The sequence below is a fragment of the Enterobacter sp. RHBSTW-00175 genome, from assembly GCF_013927005.1.
Lineage (GTDB): Bacteria > Pseudomonadota > Gammaproteobacteria > Enterobacterales > Enterobacteriaceae > Enterobacter.
Genome location: NZ_CP055930.1, coordinates 3,340,810 through 3,358,902 on the forward strand (window position 1 = coordinate 3,340,810; position 18,093 = coordinate 3,358,902).

The 18,093-nt window shown below is 54.6% G+C and carries 19 protein-coding genes; 5 read left to right on the plus strand and 14 right to left on the minus strand.

Features of this window, described 5'->3' with window-relative positions; all coding sequences use genetic code 11:
* Positions 1-21: 21 nt before the first annotated feature.
* From HV107_RS15820 to tesA, 3 genes are read right to left on the minus strand one after another with little or no spacing between them, the layout of a single operon-like run.
* Positions 22-876 carry a co-chaperone YbbN gene (locus HV107_RS15820; RefSeq protein ID WP_182059888.1) on the minus strand — a complete coding sequence of 285 codons (855 nt, stop codon included), beginning with the start codon at positions 874-876 and terminating at the stop codon, positions 22-24.
* 59 nt (positions 877-935) lie between these two features.
* Complete coding sequence (locus HV107_RS15825; protein ID WP_182059889.1) at positions 936-1,745, minus strand: SDR family oxidoreductase; 810 nt, start codon at positions 1,743-1,745, stop codon at positions 936-938.
* Entirely contained in the window at positions 1,726-2,358 is a 633-nt protein-coding gene (tesA, locus tag HV107_RS15830) for a multifunctional acyl-CoA thioesterase I/protease I/lysophospholipase L1 (protein WP_182059890.1), read from the minus strand. Before tesA ends, HV107_RS15825 begins: the two co-directional genes overlap by 20 nt.
* Here tesA and ybbA point away from each other — a divergent pair.
* The 3 genes from ybbA (at position 2,329) to HV107_RS15845 (ending at position 6,754) form a co-directional block, all read left to right on the plus strand.
* Complete coding sequence (gene ybbA / locus HV107_RS15835; protein WP_182059891.1) at positions 2,329-3,015, plus strand: putative ABC transporter ATP-binding protein YbbA; 687 nt, start codon at positions 2,329-2,331, stop codon at positions 3,013-3,015. The two genes, tesA and ybbA, sit on opposite strands and share 30 nt — an antisense overlap.
* Positions 3,012-5,426 carry a putative ABC transporter permease subunit YbbP gene (ybbP, locus tag HV107_RS15840; protein ID WP_182059892.1) on the plus strand — a complete coding sequence of 805 codons (2,415 nt, stop codon included), beginning with the start codon at positions 3,012-3,014 and terminating at the stop codon, positions 5,424-5,426. The genes ybbA and ybbP overlap by 4 nt, the downstream gene beginning before the upstream one ends.
* 182 nt (positions 5,427-5,608) lie before the next feature.
* The gene (locus HV107_RS15845; RefSeq protein ID WP_182059893.1) at positions 5,609-6,754 is read left to right on the plus strand and encodes a porin; all 1,146 of its coding nucleotides are present in this window, start codon (positions 5,609-5,611) and stop codon (positions 6,752-6,754) included.
* A 123-nt stretch (positions 6,755-6,877) separates the two neighbouring features.
* On the opposite strand, the gene mnmH is transcribed toward HV107_RS15845, so the two are convergent.
* The 7 genes from mnmH to ppiB form a co-directional block, all read right to left on the minus strand.
* Positions 6,878-7,948, minus strand: coding sequence for a tRNA 2-selenouridine(34) synthase MnmH (gene mnmH, locus HV107_RS15850; RefSeq protein ID WP_182059894.1), 1,071 nt, complete (start codon positions 7,946-7,948; stop codon positions 6,878-6,880).
* 88 nt (positions 7,949-8,036) lie between these two features.
* The gene (gene purK / locus HV107_RS15855; RefSeq protein WP_182059895.1) at positions 8,037-9,104 is read right to left on the minus strand and encodes a 5-(carboxyamino)imidazole ribonucleotide synthase; all 1,068 of its coding nucleotides are present in this window, start codon (positions 9,102-9,104) and stop codon (positions 8,037-8,039) included.
* Positions 9,101-9,610 carry a 5-(carboxyamino)imidazole ribonucleotide mutase gene (purE, locus tag HV107_RS15860; protein ID WP_182059896.1) on the minus strand — a complete coding sequence of 170 codons (510 nt, stop codon included), beginning with the start codon at positions 9,608-9,610 and terminating at the stop codon, positions 9,101-9,103. Before purE ends, purK begins: the two co-directional genes overlap by 4 nt.
* 174 nt (positions 9,611-9,784) lie before the next feature.
* Entirely contained in the window at positions 9,785-9,970 is a 186-nt protein-coding gene (locus tag HV107_RS15865; RefSeq protein ID WP_182059897.1) for a hypothetical protein, read from the minus strand.
* 70 nt (positions 9,971-10,040) lie between these two features.
* Complete coding sequence (locus tag HV107_RS15870; RefSeq protein WP_014069194.1) at positions 10,041-10,250, minus strand: YdgH/BhsA/McbA-like domain containing protein; 210 nt, start codon at positions 10,248-10,250, stop codon at positions 10,041-10,043.
* Positions 10,251-10,401: 151 nt separating this feature from the next.
* Positions 10,402-11,124, minus strand: coding sequence for a UDP-2,3-diacylglucosamine diphosphatase (gene lpxH / locus HV107_RS15875; protein WP_182059898.1), 723 nt, complete (start codon positions 11,122-11,124; stop codon positions 10,402-10,404).
* Positions 11,125-11,127: 3 nt separating this feature from the next.
* Positions 11,128-11,622 carry a peptidylprolyl isomerase B gene (gene ppiB, locus HV107_RS15880; RefSeq protein ID WP_014069196.1) on the minus strand — a complete coding sequence of 165 codons (495 nt, stop codon included), beginning with the start codon at positions 11,620-11,622 and terminating at the stop codon, positions 11,128-11,130.
* 174 nt (positions 11,623-11,796) lie between these two features.
* Here ppiB and cysS point away from each other — a divergent pair, with 174 nt between their 5' ends.
* Positions 11,797-13,182, plus strand: coding sequence for a cysteine--tRNA ligase (gene cysS, locus HV107_RS15885; protein ID WP_014069197.1), 1,386 nt, complete (start codon positions 11,797-11,799; stop codon positions 13,180-13,182).
* Positions 13,183-13,269: 87 nt separating this feature from the next.
* Here cysS and malI read toward each other — a convergent pair whose 3' ends face one another.
* From malI to folD, 4 genes are all read right to left on the minus strand, one after another.
* Positions 13,270-14,286: a Mal regulon transcriptional regulator MalI gene (gene malI, locus HV107_RS15890; protein ID WP_182059899.1), complete on the minus strand. Its 1,017-nt coding sequence runs from the start codon at positions 14,284-14,286 to the stop codon at positions 13,270-13,272.
* Positions 14,287-14,372: 86 nt separating this feature from the next.
* Positions 14,373-15,872: a PTS transporter subunit EIIC gene (locus tag HV107_RS15895; protein WP_182059900.1), complete on the minus strand. Its 1,500-nt coding sequence runs from the start codon at positions 15,870-15,872 to the stop codon at positions 14,373-14,375.
* Between the two features lie 235 nt (positions 15,873-16,107).
* Positions 16,108-16,320, minus strand: a complete 213-nt coding sequence (gene ybcJ / locus HV107_RS15900) for a ribosome-associated protein YbcJ (RefSeq protein ID WP_182059901.1) — start codon at positions 16,318-16,320, stop codon at positions 16,108-16,110.
* Position 16,321: 1 nt separating this feature from the next.
* Entirely contained in the window at positions 16,322-17,188 is an 867-nt protein-coding gene (gene folD, locus HV107_RS15905) for a bifunctional methylenetetrahydrofolate dehydrogenase/methenyltetrahydrofolate cyclohydrolase FolD (RefSeq protein ID WP_182059902.1), read from the minus strand.
* 311 nt (positions 17,189-17,499) lie between these two features.
* Here folD and fimA point away from each other — a divergent pair, with 311 nt between their 5' ends.
* Positions 17,500-18,063, plus strand: a complete 564-nt coding sequence (fimA, locus tag HV107_RS15910) for a type 1 fimbrial major subunit FimA (protein ID WP_182059903.1) — start codon at positions 17,500-17,502, stop codon at positions 18,061-18,063.
* The last annotated feature ends 30 nt before the right edge of the window (positions 18,064-18,093 follow it).

Consider the following 18,093-nt stretch of genomic DNA (forward strand, 5'->3'; position numbering starts at 1 on the left):
GCCGCCACCGGGCACTCTGCATCAGTACAACAGCGCGTACAGCTGGCGGCGATACTTCGATGCCAGCGCATCACCCGTACCCAGCGCGGCAAGGATCTCCTGGAACATTTTGCGCGCCTGACCATCCGCGGCGGCCAGATCTTTTTGCAGATGGCTGAACAGAAGTTCCAGCGCCTCTTCGTTACGCCCCACCTGATGCAGTTGCAACGCCAGTTGGCTTGCCAGCGCAGCATCGGCCGGGTTGCTGGCAACCTGCTGCTGGAGCTGCTGAATTTCAGGGGTGTCCGCCGCCTGTTTCAGCAGTTCAATCTGTGCGACCAGCCCCTGATAGCGCGTATCCTGATCCTGAAGCGGGACCGTTTTCAGCACCGCTTCCGCATCTTCGGAGCGGTGCAGGGCAATCTGTGTTTCTGCCAGCAGCAGGCCAATCTGGCTATTCTGATTCGACAACTGCCACGCGTCTTTCAACAGTGGCAGGGCTTCGTCGTATTTACCTTCCTGCATCAGTGCGACGGCTTCCTGAGCTTTCAGCTCTTCTTCACGCGGCAGCACTTTATCCAGCAGCGCACGAATAACTTCTTCAGGCTGCGGCCCCTGGAAACCATCGACAGGCTGGCCGTTCTGGAACAGATAGACCGTAGGGATTGAGCGCAGGCCAAACTGAGAAGCCACCATCGGCTCGGCGTCGCAATCCAGCTTCGCCAGAATAAACTGACCATTGTATTGCGCGGTCAGGCTTTCCAGTACCGGCGTCAGTTGCAGACAGTGTTGGCTGCGTTCAGACCAGAAGTAGAACAGCACCGGTTTGGTCATCGACTGTTCGAGTGTCTGATGCAGGTTAGCTTCAGTAATGTTTACGATATTCTGTGCGGACATACGTCATTCTCTGTTTATCAGTTTGTTCTTACATGGGGGGCAAGCCGCGTTGCTTCAACTCAACCGTGTAAAATTTTGTCCATCATCCGGCCAGGAAGCAGGCGTTTTAACCAGCCAACGGCATGGGTGACAAGCGTCACCGGATAGCGCATTTTGGGACGATCGCTTTCGAAAGCATGGCGCACTTTGGCGACAACCGCTTCCGGGCCCAGCGTAAAACGTGCGGCAATACCGGGATTTTCGACCGGTTTATCTGACTGCGTCTGGTTCACGTTGTCGGTAAAGCGGGTACGAATCGGGCCGGGTTCAATCAGGCTCACCTTAATCCCGCTGTGACGCAGCTCCATGCGTAAGGCATCAGACCAGGCTTCCAGCGCATATTTACTGGCGGCGTACGCGCCGCGCCCGGGGGTCGAAATCAGCCCCATCACGGAGGATGTCATCACGATACGCCCTTCGCCGTGTGGCAACATGGCGGGCAGCAGGCGCATAGTGAGCTGATGCACCCCGAAGAAGTTAGCGGAAAACTGCTGCTCCAGCTGTTCGCGTGAGATGGTGTGTAGCGGGCCGTAAACACCGTATCCCGCATTGTTGAAAAGACCGAACAGGCGGTTGTTGGTAAGGGTAATGACTTCATCGGCCGCGCGTTCAACGCTTTCCGGTGAATCCAGATCCAGCAATATGCCGGTAAAACCCATCCCGTTCATGCGCTCGACATCTTCGGGTTTACGGCAGGCGGCCAGAACCCAAAATCCCTGACGTTTTAATTCGAGAGCACTTTCAAGGCCAATTCCGCTGGAACATCCTGTTATTAAGACCGATTTTTGCATAACTTTACCTGTCAGGATCTCAGCTGTGTGACGAGTCATGTTTAACTAAAGGAGCCAGCCGTGTTGCCATCCAGTCGGCAATAAACGGCTGAGCATCGCGATTGGGGTGGATACCGTCGTCTTGCATCCATTGGGGTTTTAGATAGACCTCTTCCATGAAAAATGGCAGCAGCGGAATATCAAACTCTTTGGCAAGCTTCGGGTAGATCGCGCTAAAGGCTTCATTATACCGACGACCGTAGTTGGCGGGCAGACGAATTTGCATGAGCAATGGTTTTGCATTCGCGGCCTTAATGTCCTGCAAAATGGTGCGCAGCGTTTGTTCCGTTTGCTGTGGCTGGAAGCCGCGCAATCCGTCATTACCGCCAAGCTCCACCAGCACCCAACGTGGCTGATGTTGTTTGAGAAGGGCAGGCAGACGCGCCAGCCCCTGTTGTGAAGTATCGCCGCTGATGCTGCCATTAATGACCTGCGTTTTTGCCTGCCATTTGTCATTAAGCAGTGCAGGCCACGCTGCGTTAGCGGCCATGCGATAGCCGGCGCTCAGGCTGTCACCCAGTACCAGTAACGTATCTGCCGCTGCCGCGCGGAAGGTCATCAGAATCAAAAACAGGAAGGGCAAATGCCAGCGGAAAACATTGTTGAAGTTCATCGTCTTAAGAAGTCCGTCGGTCAGGGTGAACACGAGCTGTCCATCCTCACCGGAGTTGAACTTGTTGTCAAACGCGCCGAAACCCTGGCGCTGATCGGTGAGTCTGGCTCCGGGAAATCGACGCTACTGGCCATTTTAGCCGGGCTGGATGACGGCAGCAGTGGCGAGGTTAACCTGGTTGGCCAGCCGCTGCACGCGCTTGATGAAGAGGCCCGTGCCGCACTGCGTGCCAGACATGTCGGTTTTGTCTTTCAGTCCTTTATGCTCATTCCAACCCTGAATGCGCTGGAAAACGTGGAGCTTCCTGGTCTGTTACGCGGTGAAAATACCCGCGAGAGCCGCGACCATGCCAGAGCGCTGCTGGAACAACTGGGGCTTGGCAAACGTCTTGATCATCTCCCGGCACAGTTATCCGGCGGCGAGCAGCAGCGCGTGGCGCTGGCACGGGCATTTAATGGCCGCCCGGAAGTGCTCTTTGCCGACGAACCTACCGGTAATCTCGACCGCCAGACCGGGGATAAAATTGCCGATCTGCTGTTTTCGCTCAATCGCGAACACGGCACAACGCTGATTCTGGTCACCCACGATCCGCAGCTTGCCGCCCGTTGCGACCGCCGGTTGCGGCTGGTCAACGGTGAACTTCAGGAGGAAGCATGATATCCCGCTGGTTCTGGCGCGAATGGCGCTCGCCATCGCTGCTGATTGTCTGGCTGGCCTTAAGCCTGGCGGTGGCCTGCGTACTGGCGCTTGGCAGCGTCAGCGATCGCATGGAAAAAGGCTTAAGCCAGCAAAGCCGCGAATTTATGGCCGGCGATCGGGCATTGCAAAGCTCGCGAGACGTGCCGCCTGCCTGGATTGAAGAAGCCCGCAAGCTGGGGCTGAAAGTGAGCGAGCAGCTCAGCTTCCAGACCATGACGTTTGCGGGTGACACGCCGCAGCTGGCGAGCGTCAAAGCCGTTGATGATATTTATCCGATGTACGGTGAGCTGCAAACCAATCCGGCAGGGTTAAAACCTGAGCCCGGAACGGTGTTGTTAGCCCCGCGGCTGATGGCGTTGCTGAACCTGAAAACAGGCGACAGCATCGATGTCGGCGATGCCACCCTGAAAATTGCCGGGGAAGTAGTGCAGGAGCCTGATTCGGGGTTTAACCCGTTCCAGCTTGCGCCACGGTTATTAATGAACACCGCCGATGTGGCAAAAACGAATGCAGTACAGCCGGGGAGCCGCGTCACCTGGCGCTACAAGTTTGGCGGCACACCTGCCCAACTGGATGCATACGAAAAATGGCTCTTGCCGCAGTTAAAACCGGAACACCGCTGGTACGGGCTGGAGCAGGACGAAGGGGCGCTTGGGAAATCGCTTGAGCGCTCGCAGCAGTTTCTGTTGCTCTCTGCGCTGCTCACACTGCTGCTGGCCGTGGCGGCAGTGGCGGTGGCGATGGGGCACTACTGTCGCAGTCGCTATGACCTGGTCGCCATTCTCAAAACCCTTGGGGCGGGCAGGGCGCAACTGCGTAAGCTGATTGTCGGCCAGTGGTTGATGGTGCTGGCGCTGTCGGCGGTCACTGGTGGCGTGATGGGGGTACTGTTCGAAAACGTGCTGATGGTGCTGCTAAAACCGGTGCTGCCTGCTGCCCTTCCACCCGCAAGCTTCTGGCCGTGGCTCTGGGCCGTGGGTGCGATGGTGGTGATTTCCTTGCTGGTGGGGCTGCGCCCGTACCGCCTGTTGCTGGCTACACAGCCACTGCGCGTGCTGCGGCGTGATGTGGTGGCTAACGTCTGGCCGCTGAAATATTACCTGCCTGCGATTGTGGTGGTAGTGGTGGGGTTGCTTGCCTGGCTAATGGGGGGCAGTACCTTGCTCTGGGCCGTGCTGGCGGGGGCCGTGGTATTGGCGTTGCTGTGCGGCGTGCTGGGCTGGATGCTGCTTAACGTACTGAAAGGGTTGACGATAAAATCGCTGCCCGTTCGCCTGGCGGTAAACCGTCTGCTGCGTCAGCCGTGGTCAACGCTGAGCCAGCTCTCAGCATTTTCGCTGTCGTTTATGCTGCTGGCATTGTTGCTGGTACTGCGCGGTGATCTGCTGGACAGGTGGCAACGGCAGCTTCCACCTGAGAGCCCGAACTATTTCCTGATCAACATCGCGCCTGAACAGGTCACACCGCTGAAGGCGTTCCTCTCAGAGCACAAGATCGTTCCTGAATCCTTCTACCCGATTGTTCGCGCACGCCTGACGCAAATCAATGGAGAGGTGACGGAGGGTAATCAGGATGAGGCGCTTAACCGTGAACTGAACCTGACGTGGCAGGATAAACGCCCGGATCATAACCCGATCACCGCCGGAACCTGGCCACCGAAAACCGGGGAAGTGTCGATGGAAGAAGGGCTGGCGAAACGCCTGAACATCGGGTTGGGAGATAAGGTCACCTTTACCGGTGACACGCAGGATTTCAGCGCTACGGTGACCAGCCTGCGCAAGGTCGACTGGGAAAGCCTGCGACCGAATTTCTTCTTTATCTTCCCTGCGGGCGCACTGGACGGGCAACCACAGAGCTGGCTTACCAGTTTCCGCTGGGAGAGCGGCAACGGTATGTTGACCCAACTGAACCGCGAGTTCCCGACCGTGAGCCTGCTGGATATTGGCGCGATCCTGAAACAAGTGGGACAAGTGCTGGAGCAGGTGAGCCGCGCCCTTGAAGTTATGGTGGTGCTGGTGACTATCTGCGGTGTGCTGCTGTTGCTGGCTCAGGTGCAGGTCGGGATGCGTCAGCGCCATCAGGAGCTGGTGGTGTACCGTACACTGGGTGCCGGGAAACGTCTGCTGCGCACTACCCTGTGGTGTGAGTTTGCCCTGCTGGGGCTGGTGGCTGGTCTGGTGGCGGCCATTGGTGCTGAAACGGCGCTGGCGGTACTCCAGACCAGGGTCTTTGACTTCCCGTGGGAGCCGGACTGGCGGTTGTGGTTCACGCTGCCTGTTTGCGGTGCGGTGCTGTTGTCACTGTGCGGCGGCTGGCTCGGTACGCGGTTGTTAAAAGGCAAAGCGCTATTCCGCCAGTTCGTTAGTTAGTTCAGTGTTGTGATGATTACGTACCGGTTTATATATCGGTACGTAATCACTTAGTAGCACAAATCGATAATATCCATAATTTTAGCAGCACAAATCATTAAAAACCCGCCCACACAGCCATATATTTTCCAGTTAATATTCACCTGCTAAATATTTAGCAGCGTGTCTATCAAGGAAAAATAATGACTATAAAAAAAACAGCGCTGGCGGCAACGATCGGCGCGGCAGTGGCATTGACGTCTTTCGCAACTCAGGCGGAAATCACTGTTCTTAAACAAGATCCACAGGCGGGCGATCCGCTGAGCCGTCTTAATTTCACCGTTGGCGGCAGTATCCGTCCTCAGTTCAACATGATGACTGGCGACGGCGACAAAGGTTCCTACAAACGTAATGGCTTCGACGGCGGCACCCGTTTCCGTTTCGCAGCAGATTACTATCTGTTTGATGACATCAGCTGGGTAAGCTACTACGAGCTGGGTGTGAACATTCCTGCGCTGTTCGACTGGGACAACCACTACAAAGAAGGTTCCAACAACACCTCTCGCCGGATGCTATACACCGGCCTGAAGAGCAACACCTGGGGTACGCTGACCTTCGGTCAACAGAACAGCGTTTACTATGATGTGGTTGGCGCGAAAACCGATATCTGGGACTACGACATGATCGGCCAGGCACCAGGAAACGGTATTAACGGTGACTATGACGGTTCTTATCGTTCACGCAAGATGCTGAAATATAAGAAAACCGTAGGTGATGCTGATATCTATGCATCCTATCTGTTCGAAGATAATGAATACCTGCCAGGCAACGGCCTGCGTTACAAACGTAAAGGCGGCGGTTCACTGGGTCTGGATTATCACCTGACCAAAGAGCTGACCTGGGGTACGGCGTGGAACTACACCCGCGCGGATATGCGTAATCCGGAAAATGGCGACAGCGAAACGTACAATCAGAACATCCTGGGTACGGCGCTGAGCTGGAAACCTGACAACTGGACCTTCTCCGCTGGTGGCGGCTGGTACCAGAACTTCCTGACCACTAAAAAAGTGTCTACTGATAACTACTTTGCTGGTGATGCATGGGGTATCGAGTACTTCGCAGGTTACACATTCCCAATCAATCAGTATGCGGTTAAAACTATCCAGCCTTACTTCATGGGTGACCGTATTGAGTACGTGAATGGTCGTAACTACCAGCGCATCGACAACGGCGTGGGTATCAGCTTCCAGCTGGATTACGGTTTCCGTGTTGACTACGAACACGTGTTCACCTCCAGCACCGACGATCTGGGCGATATGAACCTGGTGCGTCTGCGTTACGACTTCTAAGTTTGAGTCATGGGGTGCGGTCTGATGCCCTCACCCTGGCCCTCTCCCACAGGGAGAGGGAATAAAAACCAAAAACGGCAACCTGGGTTGCCGTTTTGCTTTCACCTTGCCACCCGGCTTTTTTCAGCGATTAAGCCAGTCTGCTACCTCAGCGAACGTCCCGCGATACACAATCTTCTCTGCTTTTTTCTCCAGCTGATAGCCGTACATCGGGTCGTAATAATCATTCAGCAGCGGCGCAAGCCAGCTAAAGTGCGCTTCGGTGCTGCCGGAACGCTGCTGTTCCAGAAGTGCGCTATCTAATAACGCGGTAAATTCAGCAAAGCGCTGCAGCCCCAGGCGCCGGCGAATGGCGAACAGACCGTGGTGCAGATACTCGCTGTACTCCTTCCAGCCAGCCTCTTCCCCATATGCGGCAGAAAAATCGGCCCACATATGGTCGAAATACTCTTCGCGCAGGCGTTCAAGGCGAATGTCGAACGGGTCGTCCACTACCACAATTGAAGACTGCACCATGCGATCGCGCAGGCACTCCGGCAGGTGGTTGGAGCCAATCATGCGGCCTTCGTCTTCCAGCACCCAGCGTGCGGCATCTTTTTTTAACAGCTCAACCGCCAGCTGGTTTTCGAAACTCGCCTGCGAAAGCTGCGGCTGGAGCGTGCGGCCAAACGACGAACCACGATGATGCGCCAGCCCTTCCAGATCAACCCCCTGCGCGTGCTGCTTCACCAGCAGGGTTTTACCGCTGCCGGTACAGCCGCCAATCAGCACCATCGGTTTTTGCACCTGCTCGACGGTGGCCTGAATGGCTGTCTGACGCAGCATTTTATAGCCGCCCTTGACCAGCGGATAATCAACGCCGGCCTCTTTCAGCCAGGCCTGGGCGATATGCGAACGCTGCCCGCCACGCGCGCAGCAGAAATAGCCGTTGGGGTTTGCCAGACTTGCTTCGCGCCAGGCATGAATGCGCGCCTCGCGCGTGTCGCCCATCACCAGACTATGGCCGAGTGCCAGCGCGGCTTCAGGCCCCAGGCGTTTATAGCAGGTGCCGACGGCAGCGCGTTCGTCGTCGTTCATTAAGGGCAGGTTGATTGCGGCGGGCATCGCGCCCTGTGCGAATTCGATCGGCGCGCGAACGTCGATTAAAGGGGTATCAGACGCGAGGATCGCGCGATAGTCCGTTCCATCGTTCATGGTGATTCCAGAAGAGAACTAAGCAGTAATGATGGGCGGGAATTGTACGCCGGGGAAAGAGGAGGTCAACTCCCCGGCGGAGGGAGAACTATTTAAGCTTCGACTGTGCCCAGACAATACCGCTGGCGTACTCAGGCGGCAGCAGCGGAATAATGGCCTCAAGCGTCGCGCTCAGACGGCCTTCATCAGTGTCGTTCAGATTAAGGTGACCCACCTTACGTCCAGGACGCACTTCTTTGTCGTACCAGTGCAGATGCACCAGCGGCAGCTTAAGCCAGTCGTAGTTCAGATCGGTACCGATCAGGTTGATCATCACTGACGGGCTGTTCACCACCGGTTGCGGCAGTGGCAGGTCAGTAATGGCGCGCAGGTGCAGCTCAAACTGGCTGATGGATGCACCGTTTTGCGTCCAGTGTCCGCTATTGTGCACGCGCGGAGCCAGTTCGTTAATCAGCAGCCCGGCTGGGGTGACAAAGCACTCCATCGCCATCACGCCAACATAACCCAGCTCATGCATGATGGCCGAGAGCATATCTTCTGCCTGCGCCTGCTGTGCGGCATTTGCCTGCGGGAAGGCGACGCTGGTGCGCAGAATGCCATCCTGATGCAGGTTGTGCGTCAGCGGATAAAACACGGTGCTGCCATCGTGCGCACGGGCGCCGACCAGCGAGACTTCGCCGCTAAAGTTGATACCCTGCTCAACAATGCACTCACCGTAGCAATCGTCCGGCAGTTCGGCGGTTTCACTGGCACGTAAGCGCCACTGCCCGCGACCGTCGTAACCGCCCACGCGACGCTTCACAATCGCCAGTTCGCCGAGCATGGCAAACACGTCGTTCCATTCGCTTTTATCGGACAGCAATTGCCACGGCGCGGTCGGCAGACCAAGTTTGTCGAACAGCTGTTTTTGGGTCAGACGGTCGGCAATGATCGGGAACACGTCACGGTTAACAAAAGCGTTATGACGCGCCAGCTCACGGGTCAGGGCTGTTTCCGGCCAGCGTTCGATCTCAGCGGTGATTACGCTCTGATGAAAAGGCACGGCTTCCGGTTCGGCATCCAGCCCGACGGGCCAGACGGAAATCCCCAGCGGTTCACCGGCCTGGCGCAGCATGCGGCCTAACTGGCCGTTACCGAGTACGCAAACCTGCTTCATGCCGCACCCCGCGGGTCCGGGTTATCCAGCACCTCGTCAGTCTGGGCTTTACGCCAGTCAGCCAGACGCTGATGCAGGGCTTTATCGTGAGTCGCCAGAATCTGTGCGGCCAGCAGCGCGGCATTTGCCGCACCGGCTTTGCCAATCGCCAGCGTACCCACCGGAATACCGCGTGGCATCTGAACAATTGAGTAAAGGCTGTCAACGCCGCTTAATGCAGCGCTTTGTACCGGAACACCTAATACAGGAACCAGCGTTTTTGCGGCAATCATGCCTGGCAGATGTGCTGCGCCGCCCGCACCGGCAATGATCACCTCGTAACCGTTCTCTTCAGCGCTTTCGGCAAAGCTGAACAGTTTATCGGGGGTACGGTGTGCGGAAACCACTTCAACATGGTGCGGAACATTCAGGATTTCGAAGATTTCGGCGGTGAACTGCATGGTAGCCCAGTCGCTTTTGGACCCCATCACGATGGCGACACGCGCCGGATTATTGCGGGAAGACATGCGTCTTAAAACTCCTGTGGTGCGAAACACACTGCTTTCGAGGGCACAGAGAATAGCATGTAATACGGGCAAGGAAAACGGTTGCGCGGCTAAAACTTGAGCCGTTGTGGACACTCACACATAACAAAACAGACCGCATTTTGCGGTCTGTTTAGCGAAAATCTCTGGCGATTTTTACAGGAGATTTCCTGCTGTCAGGTTTTCTTTATCGAATGCATGGCTGACATCAATATGATTTTCCATGCTGGTGTCGATATTCGAACCTGCTTCTGGGGTGGAGAAGCGATGCTCCGCCGCCATCGCGCCAGTGGACAGGACAGCGGCCAGCAGCAGGGTGCTCACGATGCTGATTGTTTTCATTCTCTGTTCCTTGCTCATCGTATTGTCGCTGTCGCTTATCTGTTTACTGGCGGCACGGCAATCAGGGGTCTTATTTAGTCAGTTCTGCAGTCATGTGAACGCGGTTGTTGAACTGTGCGCTGGTGATTTTGTATGACGCACCCTGTTCAGCAGCCTGTGCGGCAATTTTGGCTTCTGCACGGTCAATGGTAGAGGCGGTAGCACTGACGCTCTGAGCGAAAGAACCGAAGGAGATAAGAGAAAGAGCGGCAACTGCAACGAAAGTTTTGATGGATTTCATGGTCGTATTCCTTAAGTGTTTTGTCTGTGGTAGGGCGTATTGCCCTGATGTGATAAATAATAGACCGACCATGGATTGATTAAAATCGAAACAATTTGCCGATATCATTCAAAAAAATTGAATGCGTTTGATCATTTAGTGCGGTGGGGTATCAGAAAGGAAATGCGATCAGTTCTACGCCTTCGGGCGTGACTTTTACCATTGAGCCTTCGCTGTGCCAGGCACCCAACACGACGCGATGAGCAGGTTCGCTGTTGGTGGTAAGCGAATGGACGTCCGGGCGATGGGTATGACCGTGGATCAGCCATTGCACGCGGTGTTTTTCCATCACATCGATAACCGCCTGTGGGTTAACGTCCATGATGGTCATTGATTTGCTGCTGTTGGCGGCTTTACTGCCTGCACGCATTTTCGCGGCGATGCGATTGCGGATAAACAGCGGCAGAGCCAGGAACAGCGTTTGGATCCACGGGGTGTGGACTTTGGCGCGAAACGCCTGGTAGCCGGTATCGTCGGTGCAGAGCGTATCGCCGTGCATGATTAACACCTTGCGGCCATACAGGTCGAGTACCTGTTCTTCCGGCAGTAAGATCATGCCGCTTTCACGGGCGTAACGTTTGCCGAGCAGGAAATCACGATTGCCGTGGATGAAGTAGCAGGGGACCCCGGAATCAACCAGCGCCTTAATGGCGGCGGCGATATCGTGGTGGAGCGGGTTGGGATCGTCGTCGCCAATCCAGGCTTCAAACAGGTCGCCCAGAATGTAAAGCGCATCGGCGTTTTTGGCTTCACCGCGTAAAAAACGCAGAAAACCGGCGGTGATCGCCGGTTCTTCTGTTTGCAGATGTAAATCTGCAATAAAGAGTGTCGCCACGAATTACTCGCTGACGGTCACGCTTGTAATCACAACGTCTTCTTTAGGAACGTCCTGGTGCATACCGCTGCGGCCAGTAGAAACGCCTTTGATCTTGTCAACAACGTCCATACCTTCAACCACTTCTGCGAATACGCAGTAGCCCCAACCTTGCAGGCTTTCGCCAGAGAAGTTCAGGAAGTCGTTGTCAGCCACGTTGATGAAGAACTGCGCGGTTGCTGAGTGTGGAGCCTGAGTACGGGCCATTGCCAGCGTACCACGAGTGTTTTTCAGACCGTTGTTTGCTTCGTTTTTAATAGCTTCTTTAGTTTCTTTCTGGTTCATACCAGGTTCGAAACCGCCGCCCTGGATCATAAAACCGTTGATCACACGGTGGAAGATGGTGTTGTTGTAGAAACCTTCGCGGCAGTAGTCCAGGAAGTTTTTAACTGTTTCAGGCGCTTTGTCATCAAAAGTCTTGATTACGATATCGCCATGATTAGTGTGGAAAGTAACCATTTTTGCATCCTGTTCCGTTATTGTGGTGCGTCAACCCATATTCGGGTCACATATAGGGGCTTGTTATAGCATAACCACAGGATGCGATCACCTTGCATTGTGTGCTGCTTCGGGTTTGAATTACGGGTAGAATACCCGGTTTTCGTCCACACACGTGTTTACATGGAATCTTCGATGTTAAAAATCTTTAATACAATGACGCGCCAAAAAGAGGAATTTAAACCTATCCATGCCGGGGAAGTCGGCATGTACGTGTGTGGTATTACGGTTTACGATCTCTGTCACATCGGCCATGGCCGCACCTTTGTTGCTTTTGACGTGGTTTCTCGTTACCTGCGTTTCCTGGGCTACAACCTGAAGTATGTGCGTAACATCACCGACATCGACGACAAAATCATTAAACGCGCTAATGAAAATGGCGAGAGCTTTGTCGCGCTGGTGGATCGCATGATCGTTGAAATGCATAAAGACTTTGATGCATTAAATATTCAGCGCCCGGACAGCGAGCCGCGTGCAACCCACCATATTCATGAAATTATCGACATCACTGAGAAGCTGATCGAACGTGGTCACGCCTATGTGGCGGATAACGGCGACGTGATGTTCTCTGTGCCGACCGATCCGGCTTACGGCAAATTGTCCCGTCAGGATCTGGATCAGTTGCAGGCCGGGGCGCGCGTTGACGTCGTTGACGTGAAGCGTAACCCGATGGACTTCGTTCTGTGGAAGATGTCCAAAGAGGGTGAACCAAGCTGGCCATCTCCTTGGGGTGAAGGCCGTCCGGGCTGGCACATCGAGTGTTCTGCGATGAACTGCAAACAGCTGGGCAACCATTTCGATATCCACGGCGGTGGTTCTGACCTGATGTTCCCGCACCACGAAAACGAAATTGCGCAGTCTACCTGTGCGCACGGCGGCGAGTACGTTAACTACTGGATGCACTCCGGGATGGTGATGGTTGACCGCGAGAAGATGTCGAAATCGCTCGGCAACTTCTTCACCGTGCGTGACGTGCTGAAATATTACGATGCCGAAACCGTGCGCTACTTCCTGATGTCCGGTCACTATCGTAGCCAGCTGAACTACAGCGAAGAGAACCTGAAACAGGCCCGCTCTGCGCTGGAGCGCCTGTATACAGCACTGCGCGGTACCGACAAATCGGTGGCAGCAGCCGGTGGTGAAGCCTTCGAGGCGCGCTTCGTTGAGGTGATGAACGACGACTTCAACACCCCGGAAGCTTACTCCGTGCTGTTCGATATGGCGCGTGAAGTGAACCGCCTGAAATCAGAAGATATGGCCGCGGCCAATGCGCTGGCGTCCCATCTGCGTAAGCTCTCTTCGGTGCTTGGCCTGCTGGAGCAGGAGCCTGACGTGTTCCTGCAAAGCGGTGCACAGGCGGACGACGGCGAAGTGGCAGAGATTGAAGCCTTGATCAAAGCTCGTCTGGAAGCGCGTCAGGCAAAAGACTGGGCAGCGGCAGATGCGGCGCGTAACCGTCTGACCGAGATGGGTATCATTCTGGAAGATGGCGCGCAGGGCACGACCTGGCGTCGTAAGTAGGTCCGTAACGCCCGGTGGCGCTGACGCTTACCGGGCCTACAACATCATGACCGTAGGCCGGGTAAGCGTCAGCGCCTCCCGGCTTTTTTACGCCGATTCCCTCGCAATAAGCTGCCCGGAAAGGGTGATCCGCTGGGTTTGCAGTTCCGGCTCTTTGAGCTTGCGGATAATCAACCCGGCGGCCTGACGCCCGGTTTCCTCGCTGGCTGACGACACGTAGGTGAACGACGGCGAGGTGAGATTGACGTGCAGCATATCTTCAAAACCCACCAGTGCGACCTGCTGGGTTAAAAACACATCTTTCCCGACGGTGCGGCCAACATGATGAATGCCTGAAATCGAGCCGATCATGGCGTCTGGCGAGTGGCAGAGCAGGGCGGTAATAGTGTTGTTCTTCTCAAGAAGCTGGCGGGTGACAAAACTCGCCGCCTGGGTGTCGTCGCTACAGGCGGGAGTGGACTCCTCACGATTCACCAGGCCGTACTGGGCCATTGCGCTGCGAAATCCCAGCAAACGCTGTTCCCGGATAAGGCAACCTTCACGTCCGCCAATATAGGCAATATTGCGATGCCCACGCTCGATAAGATAGCGTGTGGCGAGGTTCGCCGCCTGGCGGTTATCGCGCATCACCAGATTGCAGGGCTCATTCAACAGCGACTGGGACACCACAACCAGCGGTAACGCGCAATCACGGATCTGAGGGGGTAATGTCGACGTGCGGGTATCCGACGCCAGATAAATAACACCTGCAACGCCCTGTTGTTTAAACGAAAGCAGGCTGCGCTCCAGATGTTCATGATCGTTGAGCGGCTGGCCAAGAAAAACCATGTATCCTTGTTTTTCCAGCTCCTGAACAATGCTCGCCATCACTTTGATGGAAAAACTGTCGCTAAAATCGCGCAGGATCAGGCCAATAAGGTTGGAGGTGTTAGCGCGAAGATTGGCCGCGGCCGTGTTGTGCACATAGCCAAGCGTATTGATGGCAGCATGGACTTTCTCAATGGTGGCTTCTGAGATTTTCCCTTTCTGGCGCAATACCAGTGAGACGGTCGAAACCGAGACACCCGCCTGTTTTGCGACATCAATGATGCTGACTTTCTTCAAAACCGCTCCCTGAAATTTACCAATTATCAGCCAGATACAACAATGCGTCTCCCAGACTACAGGAGACGCGTCGTGCAGGCATCTTATTATTTGCCGATCATCGTGGACATGGTCTGGGCGATAAACTGTGCTCTGGCACCGAAAATCACCTGAATACCGTTGTCGCCCACGAAGACGACACCGCGAGCCCCCAGTCCGTTAAGACCGTCTTTATCCACGTCATCACTTTTTGACACTTCCAGACGCAGGCGGGTAATGCAGGAACCGACGGAGTCGATGTTATGCGCCCCGCCCAGCAGGCTGATGATCTCGGTTGCCAGTTCGGAATCAGATTTATCATCGGCGTTGGCGGTCACTTCGGTACGGCCCGGTGTTTTCACGTCGAAACGACGGATAACAAAGCGGAACGTGAAGTAGTAAATCAGCGCCATTGGAATGCCAATGATGATGGCGTTCAGGAAGTTGGTCTTATAGCCGTTAAACGATGGCAGGATCCCAAACGACAGGTAATCGATAAAGCCGGCAGAGAAAGATTTGGCGATATGTGCATGTAACAGGTACATCGTCATATAGGCCAGACCCGCCATGATGGCGTTAAAGACGTACAGAATCGGGGCGACGAAAATAAAGGTGAATTCAACCGGCTCGGTGATCCCTGTCAGGAAGCAGGTGAGCGCCGCAGAGAACAGAATACCGGCAGCAATCTTTTTATTTTTGGTGTGAGCTTCGTGATACATCGCCAGACATGCCGCAGGCAGTGCGAACAGCATCAGCGGGAACTCACCCTGCATGAACTTACCGGCGTTCTGGTAGGTATCGCTGCTGAAGGATTTTACCCCTTCTTCCAGCATCTTGAACCAGATGGTCTGGTCGCCGTGGATAACCTGGCCCGCCTGGTTGGTGTAATCTCCGAACGAGTACCAGAAAGACGGATACCAGATGTGGTGCAGGCCGAGTGGGATCAGCGCGCGTTCAACTAGGCCGAAGATAAAGGTCGAGGCCGCCTGATTATCGCCGTTAACAACAACAGAAAGCGCATCAATACCGGACTGAATATGTTGCCAGATATACGGCAGCAGCAGGCCGAGTAAAAACGACAGGAATGCCGTCGCAATCGCCACAAAGCGTTTACCGGAGAAGAAACCGAGGAACTCCGGCAACTGCATGGTATGGAAACGGTTGTAGCACCACGCGGCGAGAATACCGCAGATAAGCCCACCGAATACGCCCATTTGCAGCGTCGGAATGCCCACGACCATGGCGTATTTTCCGCCCTGGGAGGCCATTTCCGGCGTGATACTCAGTACCGTGCTGATGGTGATGTTGGTGACAAACACCGATACCGCCGCAGACAGCGCCGCAATACCAGATTCCGACGCCAGACCGACGGCGGAGCCAATGGCAAACAGCATCGGCAGGTTATCAAAAATAACGCCGCCTGCGTTCATCATCAGCGGCAGGTGGAATTTATCCCCGAAGGCCAGCAACAGACCTGCGGCAGGAAGCAGTGAAATTGGCAGCATTAATGCGCGACCAATCATCGATAACTTTGACAGCGATTTAACAAACCCTGATATCAGACTCATGCTGATCTTCCCCCGAGTAGCGCCTATTTTGGCGCTGTTATTGTAAGTAGAACGTTTTAGTAGAACGTTCTACTTATCGTGAGGAAAGGATGAAAATCGTGCAACTTAAATTTCACATTTCGACAGATGAAATAGTGATTCTTTGAAGTTGATCGATAATTAACCGTGATGTGTTTGGGGGATTTTTTATCCCCTCTCCCGGTGGGAGAGGGTTAGGGTGAGGGCATCAGACGGCTCAGGCCGTAACGGTAACGCTCTGACCTTCAAAGCTCACGGTCTGACCCGCGACAATCTTGCAGCGCTTGCGGGTTTCCACTGCGCCGTCCACTTTTACTTGCCCGTCGGCAATAGAGATTTTTGCCTGTGCGCCACTTTCGCTCCATCCTTCCAGCTTCAGCAGATCGCATAGCTCAACGTGCGGGTGTTTACCTAATGAAAATGTGGCCATTTTACGCTTCCTCTACGTCGTGATACTCAACGCACGCCTGCAATGTATTCTGAATCAATGTGGCAACAGTCATCGGGCCGACGCCGCCCGGCACCGGAGTAATGTAAGACGCGCGTGCGGCGGCATCTTCGTAAACCACATCGCCCACCACTTTGCCGCTTTCAAGACGGTTAATACCCACGTCCACGACAATTGCGCCTTCTTTGATCCACTCGCCTGGAATAAAGCCTGGCTTACCGACTGCCACGATCAGCAGGTCAGCGTTCTCAACGTGATGACGCAGGTTTTTGGTGAAGCGGTGAGTAACCGTGGTGGTGCAACCCGCCAGCAGCAATTCCATGCTCATCGGGCGGCCAACGATGTTTGATGCGCCAATCACCACGGCATTCAGGCCGTAAGTGTCGATGTTGTAACGCTCAAGCAGCGTAACGATACCGCGAGGCGTACACGGACGCAGACGCGGCGCACGCTGGCACAGGCGGCCGACGTTATACGGATGGAAACCGTCGACGTCTTTGTCTGGTGCGATACGCTCCAGTACTTTCACGTTGTCGATGCCGGCAGGCAGCGGCAGCTGAACCAGAATACCGTCAATTTCTTTATCGGCGTTCAGGGTGTCAATTAGCTCAAGCAGTTCCGCTTCGCTGGTGGTTTCCGGCAGATCGTAAGAGCGGGAGAGGAAGCCTACTTCTTCACACGCTTTGCGTTTGCTGCCGACATAAATCTGCGATGCCGGGTTGCTGCCAACCAGCACAACAGCCAGCCCAGGGGCGCGAAGTCCGGCCGCTTTACGCGCCTTCACTTTTTCCGCAACCTCAGAGCGCACCTGCTGCGCAATCGTTTTACCGTCAATAATCTTTGCTGCCATCAGAGAGAAGATTCCGTCTGTAACGTTTGAAAGGGGGATTGCCTATATTTTGTCAGAAGCGAGCGCCGCTGTCAGTCACCCTTTGCGAGATTTCCTTCACTGGCCTCAAAGCCCTGATCAACGCATGGTCAATTTCTTAGGACGGATTAGGATGTGACCTGGTTAAATCGCAGCGTTTTGACATATTTTAAAATACATTCATGAGCTACTTTGTTTCCTCTGAAATAATCATTCAATTTAACCAATTGATTGTGTTTTTTTTATTCCCGATATCCTCGGGAAGGGTATTTTACATATTTAAAGGAATAGCTATGAAACTCAGCAATATTGCTTCTACCGTTATTGCTACACTGGCGCTGGTTGCCGGTGCCGCTCATGCAGAAGATACCACGACACCTGTTTCCGTTAATGGCGGTACAGTTCATTTTAAAGGTGAATTAGTGAATGCGGCCTGTTCAGTGAATACTGACTCTTCCGAACAGACAGTTAATCTTGGCCAATATCGCACGGCGAAATTCACTAAAATTGGTGACACCACCTCAAATATTCCTTTCAACATCGTTCTGAATGATTGCGATCCGCTGGTGGCGAAAACCGCAGCCGTTGCGTTCACTGGGCCACTGGATGCCACAGACAAAACCCTGCTGGCAGTGACCTCCGGTAACAACGACAACTCTGCCAAAGGCGTTGGTATCGAGATCCTCGACAGCAAATCCACCACACTGACCCCAGATGGGGCGACCTTCTCTGCAGCGCAGAGCCTGATTGAAGGGACTAACACCCTGAGCTTCACCGCACGCTACAAAGCAACCGCAGCCGTCACCGAGCCGGGTCAGGCAAATGCGGATGCAACGTTCGTGATGAAATACGAATAAGTCTGTTTAACAGGGAGGTTCACGGCCTCA

Coding starts and splice junctions, on each gene's coding strand:
- tesA (WP_182059890.1), bottom strand. CDS start 2,358: ATGAACTTCAACAATGTTTTCCGCTGGCATTTGCCCTTCCTGTTTTTG.
- HV107_RS15820 (WP_182059888.1), bottom strand. CDS start 876: ATGTCCGCACAGAATATCGTAAACATTACTGAAGCTAACCTGCATCAG.
- HV107_RS15865 (WP_182059897.1), bottom strand. CDS start 9,970: ATGAAAACAATCAGCATCGTGAGCACCCTGCTGCTGGCCGCTGTCCTG.
- fimA (WP_182059903.1), top strand. CDS start 17,500: ATGAAACTCAGCAATATTGCTTCTACCGTTATTGCTACACTGGCGCTG.
- HV107_RS15845 (WP_182059893.1), top strand. CDS start 5,609: ATGACTATAAAAAAAACAGCGCTGGCGGCAACGATCGGCGCGGCAGTG.
- HV107_RS15895 (WP_182059900.1), bottom strand. CDS start 15,872: ATGAGTCTGATATCAGGGTTTGTTAAATCGCTGTCAAAGTTATCGATG.
- purE (WP_182059896.1), bottom strand. CDS start 9,610: ATGTCTTCCCGCAATAATCCGGCGCGTGTCGCCATCGTGATGGGGTCC.
- purK (WP_182059895.1), bottom strand. CDS start 9,104: ATGAAGCAGGTTTGCGTACTCGGTAACGGCCAGTTAGGCCGCATGCTG.
- ybcJ (WP_182059901.1), bottom strand. CDS start 16,320: ATGGCCACATTTTCATTAGGTAAACACCCGCACGTTGAGCTATGCGAT.
- mnmH (WP_182059894.1), bottom strand. CDS start 7,948: ATGAACGATGGAACGGACTATCGCGCGATCCTCGCGTCTGATACCCCT.
- HV107_RS15825 (WP_182059889.1), bottom strand. CDS start 1,745: ATGACTCGTCACACAGCTGAGATCCTGACAGGTAAAGTTATGCAAAAA.
- ybbP (WP_182059892.1), top strand. CDS start 3,012: ATGATATCCCGCTGGTTCTGGCGCGAATGGCGCTCGCCATCGCTGCTG.
- cysS (WP_014069197.1), top strand. CDS start 11,797: ATGTTAAAAATCTTTAATACAATGACGCGCCAAAAAGAGGAATTTAAA.
- ybbA (WP_182059891.1), top strand. CDS start 2,329: ATGCCAGCGGAAAACATTGTTGAAGTTCATCGTCTTAAGAAGTCCGTC.
- ppiB (WP_014069196.1), bottom strand. CDS start 11,622: ATGGTTACTTTCCACACTAATCATGGCGATATCGTAATCAAGACTTTT.
- folD (WP_182059902.1), bottom strand. CDS start 17,188: ATGGCAGCAAAGATTATTGACGGTAAAACGATTGCGCAGCAGGTGCGC.
- HV107_RS15870 (WP_014069194.1), bottom strand. CDS start 10,250: ATGAAATCCATCAAAACTTTCGTTGCAGTTGCCGCTCTTTCTCTTATC.